Here is a 13,173-nt window from a genome sequence, read left to right on the forward strand (position 1 = left end):
CGCTCAGATCGCCGCATAGCGGCTGAGCACCGCCATTCCGAAGGAGAGGCTCTTTTCGGGGTGGAACTGCACCCCGAAGACATTGTCCTGTTCGACGCCGGCGGTGAAGCGGTAGCCATGAACCGTATTGCACAGCTCGGTCCTGGGGTCGTCGCACGCGATATGGAAGCTGTGGACATAATAATAGCGCGCCCCGGGCGTATCGACCGCCATACGATGCCCGGCGTTCCAGCCGGTGTCGGCCCAACCGATATGCGGCACCTTGAGCCGCGCACCCAGGCGGCTGCGGTCGAAGGCGACCGTCGTCGCGGGGACCCAGCCGAAACCGGGAAGCGCGCCCTCTTCGCTGCCGCGCGTCAGCAATTGCGCGCCGAGGCAGATGCCGAGCATCGGCACCCCGCGCTTCACCGCTTCGTCGAGCGGCGCCGAGAGCCCCTTGTCGTGCAATCGCTGCATGCCCCAGTCGAACTTGCCGACCCCGGGCAGGATCAGCCGCTCGGCCTTCGCCACTTTGTCGGGATCGCCGGTCAGCTCGGCGCGATGCCCCAGATATTGGAGCATGTTGATGATCGAGCGCGGGTTGCCCGCATCATAATCGACGATGGTGATCATGGTTTCACCGCTGCCGCTTCCGCGGGCTGTCCCTGTCTGGTTCGGTGATCGCGCTCGACGATCAGGATGCTGCTGCCTAGATAAACGAGGTATAACAATATCTGCGCGCCCGCAAACACGTCGATCGCGATCTCGGGCGCAAAACCGAGAAAGGCGACCGAGGCGACCGCGACGGTGGTTACCAATGCAAACAGGATCGACAGGAAAAAATCGAGCCGCTGGCGGTGATAGAGCCACATCACCTTCGACGCGGGCATGACGATCAGCTGCAGCGCCATCACCGGCGCCAGGATCCGTGCGATATGCCCCGCCTCGCTCCACTGCGGCCCGAGCACGAAGACGAACAATTGCGGCGCGATCAGTGCCAAGAGGACAAAGGTCGGCACGCTGATCGCGGTCATCGCGGCGACCAGCTTCCAGAACAACGGTCGGCAATGGCCGTCGCGCGCCATGTCCTGCGCGCCGCGGCGGAAGAAGACCTGGCCGATCGCGCCGCCCAAGATGCCGACGGGCAGCATCAGCAGGCCCCGCGCGCGGTTATAATGGCCGACGATCGCCAGCATATTGCCCCACAGCGACAGCACGAGCACCGGTGAGGCCGACGAGACCTGCTCGATCATCGACGTCGGCGTCGTCCACAGCGCATAGTTGCGATGTGCATGGCCCGCCGTCCGCATCCGCGCCCAGCTCATGCCGCGCAGCGAGGCGACCGCGTCGCGATTGCCGATCCACGCCCACAGGAAGGCGGCGAGCTGTCCGAGGAAATAGCCGATCATCAGCCCGCGCGCGCCATAGCCGGCCCAGGCGAGGAGCAAGGCGCCGCCCGACGAGACGACGACGTTGAGAATCTGGTAGCCGCTCATCAGCCGGTAGCGGTGGTGCCGGTTTGCCCAGCCGAGCAGCGCGGCGCCGGTGCCCGACGCGAGGACGGTCGCGGGGAGGAGGAGGAGCCAGACGCCGAGATCGTCGAGCCCCTGAACGCCGCCGGCGCGAAGCAACAACACCCCCGCGAGCGTCAGCGCAGAAAAGGCGAAGGCGAGCAGCAGGCTGAGCCCGAGCAGCGCATGCGCCTGCTCCTCGTCGGCCTCGGCGACCAGCGCGCGCGCCATCTGCAAATTGGCGAGCGCCGACAGGATGACCGCGATCGACATATAGGTCGCGAGCACGCCATAGTCCTGCGGCGCGTAGAGGCGGCTGAGGATCGGCGCGAAACCGAAGCTGATTGCGGTCGCGACGAACTGCCCGCCCGACAGCGTCGCCGCGCTGCGCAGGAAGGAGGAACGTCGCAGATGGAACAGTCTGGCCAGCAAATTCGCGCCAATCATCATCTTCAAGAGGCCGCCGCGATGGCCGCCCCGGGTTACAGCGAAACCGCGAACCGCCTGACCCACGCCGCGAGGCTGATCAAGCGAAATATCGCCGGGTCGTAGCGCGCCGGGTCGAGCCGGTAACGGCCGAGCCGCGCACCAAGCTCCGCAGTGTCGAGCAGCGGCGCGAGTGTCGCCGTGGCATCGCCGAGCATCCCCGCGAGGCGTTCGGGATATTGCACGCCGAACTCGGCATCGGGCGACGAAAAGCCGACCTTGCTCCGGCGCCAGCGGATCGCGTCGGGCAATTCGGCCATCGTGTCGCGGAAAATCCGTTTCTGCCAGCCGCGCCCGACCAGATAATCGGTCGGCAGCCCGCAGACGAATTCGACCAGCCGGTGATCGAGGAAAGGAACGCGCGATTCGATGCCGAACTGCATCGCGTTGCGGTCCTGCGAATGAAGCTGATAGGGGATGCTCGACCGCACCAGCTCGTCGAACGACAAGGCGCGGAAATCCGTCGGCAGGGCATAGGCATGGCGCGCCGCACCCCTGCCGCGCCACAGGCCCGCCATCAGCGGTGACAGCCCGTTCTCGCGCCGCAGCAGCGCCGCGACCATCTTGCGCGTGGTCAGGGTCAGCGATTCGCTATTGGTCAGGCCGCGACCGCGCAGATTGCGACCGACCTCCGCGATGTTGCCGCTTTTCAGGGCCGCGCGCTGCGCCGCGAGCCAGAACTCGCCATAGCCGCCGAAATATTCGTCGGCGCCCTGACCGTCGAGCATCACTGTCACGCCCGCCTCATGCGCCGCCTTGAACAGCGCATGTTCGTTGAAATGGCTGCCGCCGGGCAGCGGCTGGTCCTGCGACCAGGCAAAGCTCTCGAGCCATTCGGGCGTGTAATAATCGAGCAGCGATACCGGCACCTCGATGTGCCGGAAACCGAAGCGCTCCGACACTTGTGTCGCATAGCCGCGCTCGTCGTGGCGCTCGTCGGCGTGATAGATGGTGAAGAGCGGAAAATCGCCCGGATCGCCGACGACCGGCGCGCTCGCCGCGGCGATCGACGAGCTGTCGATTCCGCCCGACAGGCTGGCGCCCACGGGGACATTGGCGACATGGTGCGAGCGGACGGCGTCGTCGAACAGCGCGTGCAGCCGCTCGCACGCCTCGCCATAGCCGATATCCTGCGGCTCTACATGGATCGCCAGGTCGTACCAGCGCATCTTGAGGAACTGGCCGCCGACCAGGTCGTGGATCGCGAACTCGCCGGGCGCCAGCGACTTGATGTCGGCGAAGAAGCTGCGTTCGTCGAGGTTCAGCCGCCCATATTCGAGGAAGGTGCGCAGGACCGAGTGATCGGGCGCCGAGCCGACGAGGCCGGTGGCGAGCAATTGCTTCGCCTCGGACCCCGCGACGAAGACGCGGTCCGAGAGGTGATAGCAGAGCGGCTTGATCCCGAAGCGATCGCGCGCGAGCAGCAATTTCTTCCGCCGCCCGTCGTAGAAGCAGAAGGAGAACATCCCCTGCAGCCGCGGCAGCGCATCGACCCACCATTGGTCGAGCGCATGGAGCAGCACCTCGGTATCCGACTTGGTGTGGAATTTATGCCCGAGCGCCTCGAGTTCGGTGCGCAGCTCGCGGAAATTATAGATGGCGCCGTTGAATTGCAGCCAATTGTCGCCGCTTCGCATCGGCTGGTTCGAGCGGTCGTTGACGTCGATCACCGCGAGGCGCCGGTGCGCAAGCCCGACCGCGCCGAGCTCGACGATCCCCTCGGCATCGGGGCCGCGATGCGCGACGGCATTCGCCATCGCCTGCAACTTGGCGCGTTCGACCGGTCGCCCGTCGCGATTTACGAGGATTCCCCACCCGCACATTGAGATCAGCTACCCGTCGTCGATGATGGCGTAAAGGCGGCGCCGAAGCGGCCGAGATAGTGATGGCGCAGGTTGCGGCGCGCGAAGGCGTCGAACTCGGCGGCGGGGATATAGCCGTGCTTCGCGTCGGGGGGGATCGCGGGGGCAGCGCGGTCGTGCGTGCCGACGACCTTCGCCGGATTGCCCGACAGGATCGATCGCGGTTCCAGGCAGGATTTGGTCACCACGCTGCCGCGCGTGACGATACAGAAATCGGCCAGCTCGACGCCAGGCAGGATCGTGCAGCCATCCTCGATGATACAATGATTGCCAATGACTTGCGGGTCGACCTGAATATAGTTTGTGAGCCGTATCGGATCATGGTCGCCCGAGATCAGCCCGACCTCGCGCCCGATCCGCACGCCGTCGCCGACGACGAGCCCCATATTCGCGCTGACGTAGCAAAGCGGCTCGATCCCCGGCCAGCTGTTGCGCCCGAGCAGGACGCGGTTCGGATAGGCAAGCTGGCTGTCGGGATGCATCGGCCAATAGGCCGCGCCGTTGATGCCGACCAGATGCTGGGCGAAGCGGATGCGCCAAGGGACCGCGCGGCTCATGACGCGCCCCAGATGCGGTCGAAGAGCGCCGGTTCGATTGCGGTGCCGCGCAGCGTCGCGACCTCGGCGAGCGGCGTATAGCCGACATAGGGATTGGGGCGCTGCCAATGCTCGCAGGCCGCTGGATCGAGCCGCTTGATCAGCCGCGCCGGATTGCCCGCGATGACGCAATGGCCTTCGGGAAAGCTGTCGGTGACGACGCTGTTCGCGCCGACGATCGTGAAATCGCCGAGCGTCACCCCGGCCTCGACCGTGACGTTCATCGTCAGCAGGCTGTATTTGCCGATGAAGATCGAAAAATCGTCGGGAGCCTCGGTCGGCTCCCTCCCCCCGGCGACCGAATGCATCCGCACCGTCGGCGCGATCTGGGTATAATCGCCGATATAGATGCCGCCGCGGCCGTCGATGTCGCAGCCGACGCTCCAGCCCGGCGAGGTTTCGGGGCCGATCACCACGAAGCGCCCGCCGCGCACGCGCGTCGACGGATGCACCGGCCAATAGGCCTCGGCATTGCGGCGCATGACGCGCTGCCAGAACCACATGCGAAAGTGGATATCGACCTGCGTCTGCGCGGTATCGACGAAGAAACGCTGGCCGGCCAGCCGGTGGAAGCGCGTCTCGAACAGCCGGCGCAGCCGGTCGACCGCCGTCGCGGGCCAGCTTAGCTGCATGTTGAGGAGGCGGCTCATGCCAGCGTGCGTCAGGCCGCGCCGGCCCCCGCCAGCACCGCGGCGATGATGCGGTCCTGCGCTTCGTCGGTGAGGTACGCGTGCATCGGCAGGCTGAACACCTGATCCGACCAGCGGTCGGTTTCGGCCATGCTGCCCGCGACGCGGCACTTGTCCTTATAGGCCGGCTGGATATGCATCGGCTCGGGATAATGGACCCCGCTCGGCACGCCCGCTGCTTTGAGCGCATCGAGGATCGCGGCGCGGTTCGGCGATTTGAGCGCGAAATAGCCCCAGACGCTCGTCCGGTCGGCGGCGATCATCGGCAGTTCGAGCGCATTATGCCCGGCAAAGGCCGCAAGATAGCGCGCACCGAGTGCCTGGCGCCGCGCGATTTCCTCGTCGAAGATTTCGAGCTTGGCGAGCAGCACCGCCGCCTGGATCGTGTCGAGCCGCCCGCCCACCCCGACGCGCGTGTGGTGGAAGCGACGCGACTGGCCGTGGACGCGGATTTCGCGGCACGCCTGCGCGAGGTCGTCGTGGTCGGTGAAAATCGCGCCACCATCGCCGTAGCAGCCGAGCGGCTTGGCGGGGAAGAAGCTGGTGCAGCCGATGCCCGAAGTGCTGCCGCTGCGGCGCCCCTTGTAGGTCGAACCGAAACTCTGCGCGCCATCCTCGATCACCGCGATATCGCGCGGCGCGGCGATCGCGTTGATCGCGTCCATGTCGGCGCACTGGCCGTAGAGCGAGACGGGGATGATCGCGCGCGTCCTGTCGCCGATCGCAGCCTTCACCGCCTGCGGGTCGATCGTCGAGGTCGCGGGATCGATATCGACGAACACCGGCGTCGCACCGACGAGCGCGATGACCTCGACCGTCGCCACGAAAGTGGCCGACGTCGTGATCACCTCGTCGCCCGGCCCAACATCGAGCGCCATCAGCGCAATCAGCAGCGCCTCAGTCCCCGATGCAACGCCGATGCAATGTTTCGCGCCGGTATAGGCGGCGAGCTTCTCTTCGACCTCGGCGACCTCGGGCCCCATGATATATTGGCCATGGTCGAGCACCGCCTGGATGCGCGCGTCGACCGAGGTCTTCACCGCGCGATATTGGGCCTTCAGGTCGTTGAATTCGATCACGTCGCTCATCGGGGAGAACATTCCTCGTCTGTTATCTGATATGGACTGTCGCACGCGGTGCAGGTGACGTCGCCCTGGCCTTCGAGCCGGACGCCGCATTCGCACATCCAGCCGATCCGCCGCGCGGGGACACCGACCATCAGCGCATAGGGCTTCACATCGCGGTTGATCACCGATCCCGCGCCGACGAAGCCATATTCGCCGATCGTCACGCCGCATACGATGGTGCAGTTCGCGCCCAAAGTCGCGCCCTTGCGCACGATGGTCTCGCGATATTCGTCCTTGCGCGGCACCGCCGAGCGCGGGTTGTAGACATTGGTGAAGACCATCGCGGGGCCGCAAAAGACATCGTCCTCCAGCGTCACCGCGTCATAGACCGAGACGCCGTTCTGGATGCGGACATTGTTGCCGATCGTCACATCGTTGCCGACATAGACATTCTGCCCGAGCGAGCAGCCGCTGCCGATGCGCGCGGTGGCGCAGACATGCACCCAGTGCCAGATCGCGGTGCCGTCGCCGATCTCGGCGCCGGCATCGACGATCGCGGTGTCGTGGATCTTCGCGGGCATCAATAGTCCAGCGGCAGCGACACGCGCTTGCCGTCGCGCGCTGAGAGATAGGAGGCGATCAGCACTTCGAGGCTGCGCAGCCCCTCGCGCCCGTCGGTCGCAGCGGCGCAATCGCCCGCCAGCGTGCCGATGACATTGTCGTAATAGAGCTGGTGCCCGAAACCATAGACCGAGCCCGTATCATAGGACGCCGAGGCGACGAGTTCGTCGTCGGCGTGCGGCGACTCGAACTCCCAATTCTCGATCTTGTTCAATGCGACGCCGCCGACCTTCACGCTGCCCTTTTCGCCGAGGATGGTGATCGAGCCTTCGAGATTCTTGGGATAGGTCAGCATCGTGACGTTCATCGACCCGAGCGCGCCCGAGCGCCAGCGGACGTTGATCACCGCCGTATCCTCGACCTCGATATTGCGCGCCAGCGTCGCAGTATAGGCGTGCAGGCTCTCGATCGGACCGCCGAGCCAGTCGAGCAGATCGACATAATGGCTCGCCTGGTTCATCAGCGCGCCGCCGTCGAACTCCCACGTCCCGCGCCACGCGGCGCTGTCGTAATAGTCCTGCGGCCGCGTCCAGAACACATTGACTGCGACCATATAGATGCGCCCGAAACGCCCGCTGGTGACGGCATTTTTGAGCAGTTGCAGCGTAGCATTGCGGCGGTTCTGTTTGACGATGAACAGCTGGACACCCGCCTTGTCGCACGCCTCGACCATGCGCAGGCCGTCCCGCCAGCGCGTCGCCATCGGCTTTTCGGAGATGACGTGGCGCCCCGACTCGGCGATCTCGATCACCTGCGCGGGGTGCAGCCCGCTCGGCGTGGTGACGATCACGGCGTCGGCGTCGGTCGCCTTGAGCATCTCGGTCAGCGAGGCATGACCGCGGGCGCCGGTACGCTCGGTCGCCTTCGCCAGCGCGGCGGGATCGATGTCGCAGACGTCGACGATCTCGACGCTGTTGCCATGCGCTTCGAGCGCTCCGAAATGATTAGTCGAGATGCGGCCGCATCCGACGAGCGCATAGCGCTGGCGGCGGCCCGTAATCGGCTGAATTGCAACGCTCATAAGGTGTTCGTTTTCCTGTTGCGATTGCCCTGCCTCGGCGCGGGCCGGTGGCGGGAGGTCTATGGACAAGCTTCCGGCAAAGATCAATCGGTGCGCGGGGTCCCTGCGCGGAAGGCGAAGGCGGCGAGGCCGAGTAGCGCGAGGTCGATCGCCGCGGCCCAGAAGGGCAGGTGGCCCCGGGCGATCGCATAGGCGACGGGAATCTGCACGAGCGCGGTGATCGCGAACAGCGCATAGCTGACCCGCGCATGCCCCCAGCGGCGCTTGGCGTGCTGATAGGCGTGCTCGCTGTGCGCCTGCGTCACATTCCGGCGGCGCAGCGCGCGGCGGAGCAGCGTCACCGCGCTGTCGCACAGGAATACGCCCTGCAGCAGCAGCAGCGCCAGCCCGTAGCGCCAGTTCGCCGTCGCTACCGCGAGCGTCACCGCGGCGACGAACAGCCCGAGCGGCGCGCTGCCGCTGTCGCCCATGAAAAGCTTGGCGGGCGGGCGGTTGAACAGGAAGAAGCCGAACACCGCGGCGCCGATCAGCAGGACCGGCAGGCTCAGCGCATTCTGCGGCAGGATCAGCAGCGCCCCCACGACGAAGCCGAGCATCTGGAGCGCAACGATGCCGTCGATCCCGTCCATGAAATTGGTGATGTTCGCCGAATAGACGAGATAGAGCAGCGCGACGATCGCCAGCGGCACGATCCAGCCCTCGGGCAATGCGGGCCAGGGCCAGAGGAGCAGGAACAGCCCCGCGCAGCCGAATTGCACCGCGAAACGAACGCTCGTCGGCAGCGGCGTGCGGTCGTCGAGCCAGCCGAGCCACATCAGGCAGACGACCGCCGGCCCAAGTGCCAGCGCACCGCTGTCCTGACCGGGAATCAGCAGCGCGGCCGCCGCAAGCGCGACCGCCCACACCGACAGGAAGACGAGCCCGCCGCCGGTCGGGGTCGCCTTGGCATGCGCGCTACGCTCGTTCGGCGTGTCGACCATCCGCTGCTTCGCCCAGTCGACATAGAGGCTGAGCAGCATGATCGTCGCGATCAGGCAGATCGCGGCGAGCGCGAGGCCGGTGTCGATCATCGCTCGGGCTCCGCCGACGCCGCCATTTCGGCGAGCGTCTCGGCCATCGTCACCGGCGGGTGCCAGCCGAGCAGCCGGCGCGCGGGCTCGCCATCGACGACCAGCGGGTCGCACAATCGGTCGATCGCGGCGCGCTGGCCGGTCAGGCTGCCCGCCAGCCGCAGCAGCCCCGGCGGCACGGGAAGGAGCCGCGCCGGGCGGCCATAAGCGGTGCCGATACGCGCGAGCAGGTCGCGCACGCTCACCGTTTCGCCGTCGCTCGCGAGCAAGGTGGCGTCGGCGGCGTCGGGATGCCGGCTCGCGGCGATCGCCAGCGAGGCGAGGTTGGTCACCGACACCAGACTGCGCTGGTTGCGGCAGAGGCCGAAGGGCAGGGGGCGGCCACGCGCGACCCACGATACCATGCGCGCAAAATTGGCGCGGACGCCGGGGCCATAGACCAAAGGCGGGCGGACGATGACGACTTCGAGCCCCGTTTCGGCGGCGACCGCATGGAGCGCCTGTTCGGCTTCCCATTTGGACAAGCCATAGGGATCCTGCGGATCGGGCGCATCCTCGGCGGTAAAGGGTGCGCGATCCTTCGTGGTCTCGCCATTGACTTTGATCGAGCTCAGGAAGACGAGGCGTTTGACGCCCGCATCCGCCGCCTGCCGCGCCAGCGTCGCGGTGCCGTCGCGGTTGACCGCGCGGAAGGCTGCGAGCGGGTCCGCCGCGCGGTCGTCCATCTGGTGCACGCGCGCAGCGCAGTGGATCACGCGATCGACCCCGGAGAGCGCGGCACTCCAGTCGGTCTCCTTCCCGATATCGCCGACCGCCACCTCGTCGCCCGCGCTCGTCGCGGACCGCACCGCAAGCCGCACCGCCGCATCCTGCGCACGCAATTGGCGGACGATCTCCGCCCCGACAAAACCGTTCGCCCCGGTGACGAGGGTGCGCTCGGTCATCAGGCCGCCCGGCGCGGTATATATTGGAAGATCTTGGTCAGATATTTCGACCAGATCATCAGCGAATTGGTGCGCACCCCGTTGCGCTTGCACGCGATCCCGATCTCGCGGTTGATGATCCGGCGGCTCTGCAGCCCCTGGTTCGACACCCCGCCGGTCGCCATGGTCACGATCGGCGCGGCGACATGCACCGCGCGCCGTTCGCCGGTGCAGAAAAAGCGCAACATCAGGTCATAGTCGGCGGCGATGCGGTAATCGGTCGCGAAACCGCCCATCTCGCGGAACAGATCGGTGCGCATATAGAAGCCCGGATGCGGCGGCATCTGTCCCCAGCGCAGCCGCCGCCGCCAGTTGCCCGCGCCCGAATAATAGCGCTGGCGCTTGGGCTTGGCGGGATCGACGATCACGACGTCGCCCTGCACCGCATCGGCGCCGGGATTTGCGGCAGCCGCCTCGGCGAGGCGCGCGATCGCGTCGGGATCGGCCAGCCAGTCGTCGGCGTTGAGGAAGCCGACATAGTCGCCGGTCGCGCGGAGGGCGCCCTTGTTCATCGCGTCGTAAATGCCCTTGTCGGGTTCGGAGACGAGGATGCCCTTGAACCAGCCCAGCTGGCCGATGCGTTCGGCGGTGCCGTCGGGCGACGCGCCGTCGATCACGATATGCTCGATAAACGGATAGCCCTGGTCGGCGACCGAGCGCAGGCACGCCTCGATCGTCTCGCCGGGATTATAGCAGACGGTGACGATCGAAAAACGCACGCCCGGAACAACCACCGAGAATCCCCTAATTAAATCGGCGCAGGACTGGCCATCGCGTCCGCATAGGCATCGGCAAACTGCTTGGCAATGGCGGGCCAGTGCAGGTGATCGGCAACCCATGCCCGGCCCGTCGCACCCATGGCGACCAGCCGGGGATCGGGCAGCGCGGTCGCCTCGGCCAGCGCGGTGGCAATCGCTGCGGTCTCGGGCGCGACCCACCAGCCGCAGCCCTCGGTCTCGAGCACCTGCCACGGCGTGCCCGTCGTCGTGATCACCGGCAGCCCATGCGCGAGCGCCTCCGCGGCCGAAATGCCGAAATTCTCGGTATAGCTCGGCAGCAGAAACAGCGACGCCGCGTCGTAGAAGGCGCGCTTGGCGCCGCCGCTCGCCGGACCCGCGATGGCGATGCCCTCGGCGAGGCCAGCCGCCGCGATCTGCGTTTCGAGCTGCGCGCGGAAGCCGTCCTCGTCGGGGCCGACGAGCTGTAGCCGCCAGCCCGCGGGCCTGAGCTGCGCCCAGGCATCGACGAGCATCGTCAGCCCCTTGACCGGATGGATACGGCCCAGAAACAGCGCGGTGCGCGTCTCGCCCTCGGCTTTGGGCGTCCGCGGCGCCATGTCGGGAATGTCGATGCCGTTGGCGATCAGCAGCGGCCGGCGCGCGGGATAGCGCTCGCGGATCTTGCCGACCTCGTCCTCGGCGGTCGCGTGCAACCGCGCCGCGCTTTCGACCCCACGTTTCTGGTAGAGCGCCCAGGCGAGGCGCTTTTTCCAGCGCCGGTGGTTCCACGCCCAGGGCTGCATCATCCCCCTGACGCTCAGCAGCCGCGGGATCGCCTGCGCGCGGCAATGACGCGCGAGCGCGGCGCCATAGGGCAGCCACAGCCCATTGTCGTGGACGACGTCCCAGCGCTCGCCTGCCAGCAGCTCGCCGATCGCGCCGCTCGCGACCCTGACCGAGCCGCTGGGGTCCATCGCGCGCACGCGCTCGGCGCTGCCATCGGCGGCCCAGACGGTGACATCATGGCCGAGCGCCCCGAGCGCGCCCGCCAGCCGCCCCACCGAATAGGCCGGGCCGCCATGTTCGAGCTGGAAACTGGGGTTCGTCAGGAGCAGCCGGGTCATGCTTTCTGCGACCGGCGCTTGTCCTCGGCAAACAGCTGGATATCCAGATAGCGCTCCATGAACTTCACGATCAGGAAGCCGACGATCAGCGAAGCGTAGAAGGTCGAAAAGAGACTGCTCGCATTGGCCAAGGGCTGGACCAGTGCGACGAGCCCCGACATCAACGGGATGGCTTCGTTCATGCGCCCGTCCGCCAGCGCGCGAAAGGCCCGCAAATCAAGATAGCGAATGAACATCCCCATCAGGAACGAGAAGAAGATGACGCCGAACATCGCGAAATTGGCGTAATATTCGAAGAAGGGCCCGATACCGAAGGTCGTTTCCTCGCTCGCCTGATAGCCGGTATGTTCGCGAACGAAGGCCGAGCCGCCGCGCACCGGCTTGTTCGTCCAGATCGCGCGCGGCACGAAAGCGAACAGGCCTGCAAGCAGCGTCCCGCCATTTTCATAGGTATCGGGCTGCGCGTCGAACTTCTCGATCGCCATGCCCGTGAAGATGCTCTGGTCGAGGCGCGAATCGAGGACATAAAGCTGCTTCTGATCGTCGCTCGACAAGGGACCGAACTGGCTGATCGCGTTGACGAGCCCGTCGACGCGCTCCGACAGGGTCGACGTCGGTTCCCATACCACGTCGCGAAACTGACCGCGGACGAGCAGATAATTGGTCGACAGAAAGAGGAAGATATAACCCGAGAGCACGATCGCGACGAGGATCCGTCCGATCCCGAAATGTCGCCCCGCGACCGCCAGCCAGAAACAGGCGATGATGATGATCGCCGAAAGCGCGTCGGCGAGAATGGCGTTGCCGAGCAGGTTCGCGATGGGGATCGCGATCGAGATGGCGGCGATCTGCCACATCTGCATCCCCTCTTTCAGCCAGACGCGCCGCAGGATCGACAGGCAGAGACCGATGACGAGCAGATTCTTGCCGCTGACGATCACCGCGCCGATCGTCGGGATCTGCGCAATCGACGGGACGAAGGTGATGCCGAAGAAGAACACCATGCCGATCAGCAGCACCGTTTTCTGGGCGAGGCGGAGAAACTCCACCGGAACCCGTTGCAAGTCGAAATCGACCTTGCGATAGTCGCTCAAATAGCTCGTCAGCCAGATGCCCAGCGCCATCATGACGAACCCGATGGTCGATGCCTGGAGCCCCTTGGCCACCGAATCGCGCGTGTAGCCGATCGCGTTGAGATAGGGGTCATATTGGTGAAAATAGCCGGGGATCAGGTGCACGCCGGCGGCGATGTGCATGACAGCGAGTGCGAACATCATCGCCATAGGAAAGCCGAGCGTGCCCTTCGGCGAGCGGATCGTGTGGACCAGCACGGCGATCATGGCGAGGGCGCCGACCACCAGCCAGAACAAAATCGTGGATTCTGCGGTTTCGAAAAGCATGCGCCGCCCTATTGCCCTGCTATGCGCGGGCTGTCGAGCGCCGCA

13 protein-coding genes are annotated in these 13,173 nt (G+C 66.3%); all 13 read right to left on the minus strand.

Features of this window, described 5'->3' with window-relative positions:
- Positions 1-3: 3 nt before the first annotated feature.
- On the minus strand, positions 4-612 hold the full coding sequence (hisH, locus tag AC1RNQ_RS18480; protein ID WP_493173496.1) for an imidazole glycerol phosphate synthase subunit HisH: 609 nt from the start codon (positions 610-612) through the stop codon (positions 4-6).
- Entirely contained in the window at positions 609-1,940 is a 1,332-nt protein-coding gene (locus tag AC1RNQ_RS18485; RefSeq protein ID WP_493173944.1) for an oligosaccharide flippase family protein, read from the minus strand. The genes hisH and AC1RNQ_RS18485 overlap by 4 nt, the downstream gene beginning before the upstream one ends.
- A 32-nt stretch (positions 1,941-1,972) precedes the next feature.
- A complete protein-coding gene (gene asnB, locus AC1RNQ_RS18490; RefSeq protein ID WP_493173497.1) occupies positions 1,973-3,799 on the minus strand; it encodes an asparagine synthase (glutamine-hydrolyzing) in 1,827 nt (608 codons plus the stop codon).
- A gap of 5 nt (positions 3,800-3,804) precedes the next feature.
- The gene (locus AC1RNQ_RS18495; RefSeq protein WP_493173499.1) at positions 3,805-4,395 is read right to left on the minus strand and encodes an acyltransferase; all 591 of its coding nucleotides are present in this window, start codon (positions 4,393-4,395) and stop codon (positions 3,805-3,807) included.
- Entirely contained in the window at positions 4,392-5,084 is a 693-nt protein-coding gene (locus AC1RNQ_RS18500) for an acyltransferase (RefSeq protein WP_493173501.1), read from the minus strand. The genes AC1RNQ_RS18495 and AC1RNQ_RS18500 overlap by 4 nt, the downstream gene beginning before the upstream one ends.
- 11 nt (positions 5,085-5,095) lie before the next feature.
- On the minus strand, positions 5,096-6,211 hold the full coding sequence (locus AC1RNQ_RS18505; protein ID WP_493173503.1) for a DegT/DnrJ/EryC1/StrS family aminotransferase: 1,116 nt from the start codon (positions 6,209-6,211) through the stop codon (positions 5,096-5,098).
- Positions 6,208-6,771 (minus strand): acyltransferase, encoded by a 564-nt coding sequence (locus tag AC1RNQ_RS18510; RefSeq protein ID WP_493173505.1) that lies wholly within the window; start codon positions 6,769-6,771, stop codon positions 6,208-6,210. The genes AC1RNQ_RS18505 and AC1RNQ_RS18510 overlap by 4 nt, the downstream gene beginning before the upstream one ends.
- Positions 6,771-7,832, minus strand: a complete 1,062-nt coding sequence (locus tag AC1RNQ_RS18515) for a Gfo/Idh/MocA family protein (protein ID WP_493173507.1) — start codon at positions 7,830-7,832, stop codon at positions 6,771-6,773. Before AC1RNQ_RS18515 ends, AC1RNQ_RS18510 begins: the two co-directional genes overlap by 1 nt.
- An 83-nt stretch (positions 7,833-7,915) precedes the next feature.
- Positions 7,916-8,902: an MraY family glycosyltransferase gene (locus tag AC1RNQ_RS18520; RefSeq protein ID WP_493173509.1), complete on the minus strand. Its 987-nt coding sequence runs from the start codon at positions 8,900-8,902 to the stop codon at positions 7,916-7,918.
- The gene (locus tag AC1RNQ_RS18525; RefSeq protein ID WP_493173511.1) at positions 8,899-9,846 is read right to left on the minus strand and encodes a UDP-glucose 4-epimerase family protein; all 948 of its coding nucleotides are present in this window, start codon (positions 9,844-9,846) and stop codon (positions 8,899-8,901) included. The genes AC1RNQ_RS18520 and AC1RNQ_RS18525 overlap by 4 nt, the downstream gene beginning before the upstream one ends.
- Positions 9,846-10,619, minus strand: coding sequence for a glycosyltransferase family 2 protein (locus AC1RNQ_RS18530; RefSeq protein ID WP_493173513.1), 774 nt, complete (start codon positions 10,617-10,619; stop codon positions 9,846-9,848). Before AC1RNQ_RS18530 ends, AC1RNQ_RS18525 begins: the two co-directional genes overlap by 1 nt.
- 14 nt (positions 10,620-10,633) lie before the next feature.
- Positions 10,634-11,728 (minus strand): glycosyltransferase, encoded by a 1,095-nt coding sequence (locus tag AC1RNQ_RS18535; RefSeq protein ID WP_493173515.1) that lies wholly within the window; start codon positions 11,726-11,728, stop codon positions 10,634-10,636.
- Complete coding sequence (locus AC1RNQ_RS18540; protein ID WP_493173517.1) at positions 11,725-13,128, minus strand: hypothetical protein; 1,404 nt, start codon at positions 13,126-13,128, stop codon at positions 11,725-11,727. The genes AC1RNQ_RS18535 and AC1RNQ_RS18540 overlap by 4 nt, the downstream gene beginning before the upstream one ends.
- Positions 13,129-13,173 lie beyond the last annotated feature (45 nt).

The sequence above is a fragment of the Sphingopyxis sp. GW821-FHT12F08 genome, from assembly GCF_058806755.1.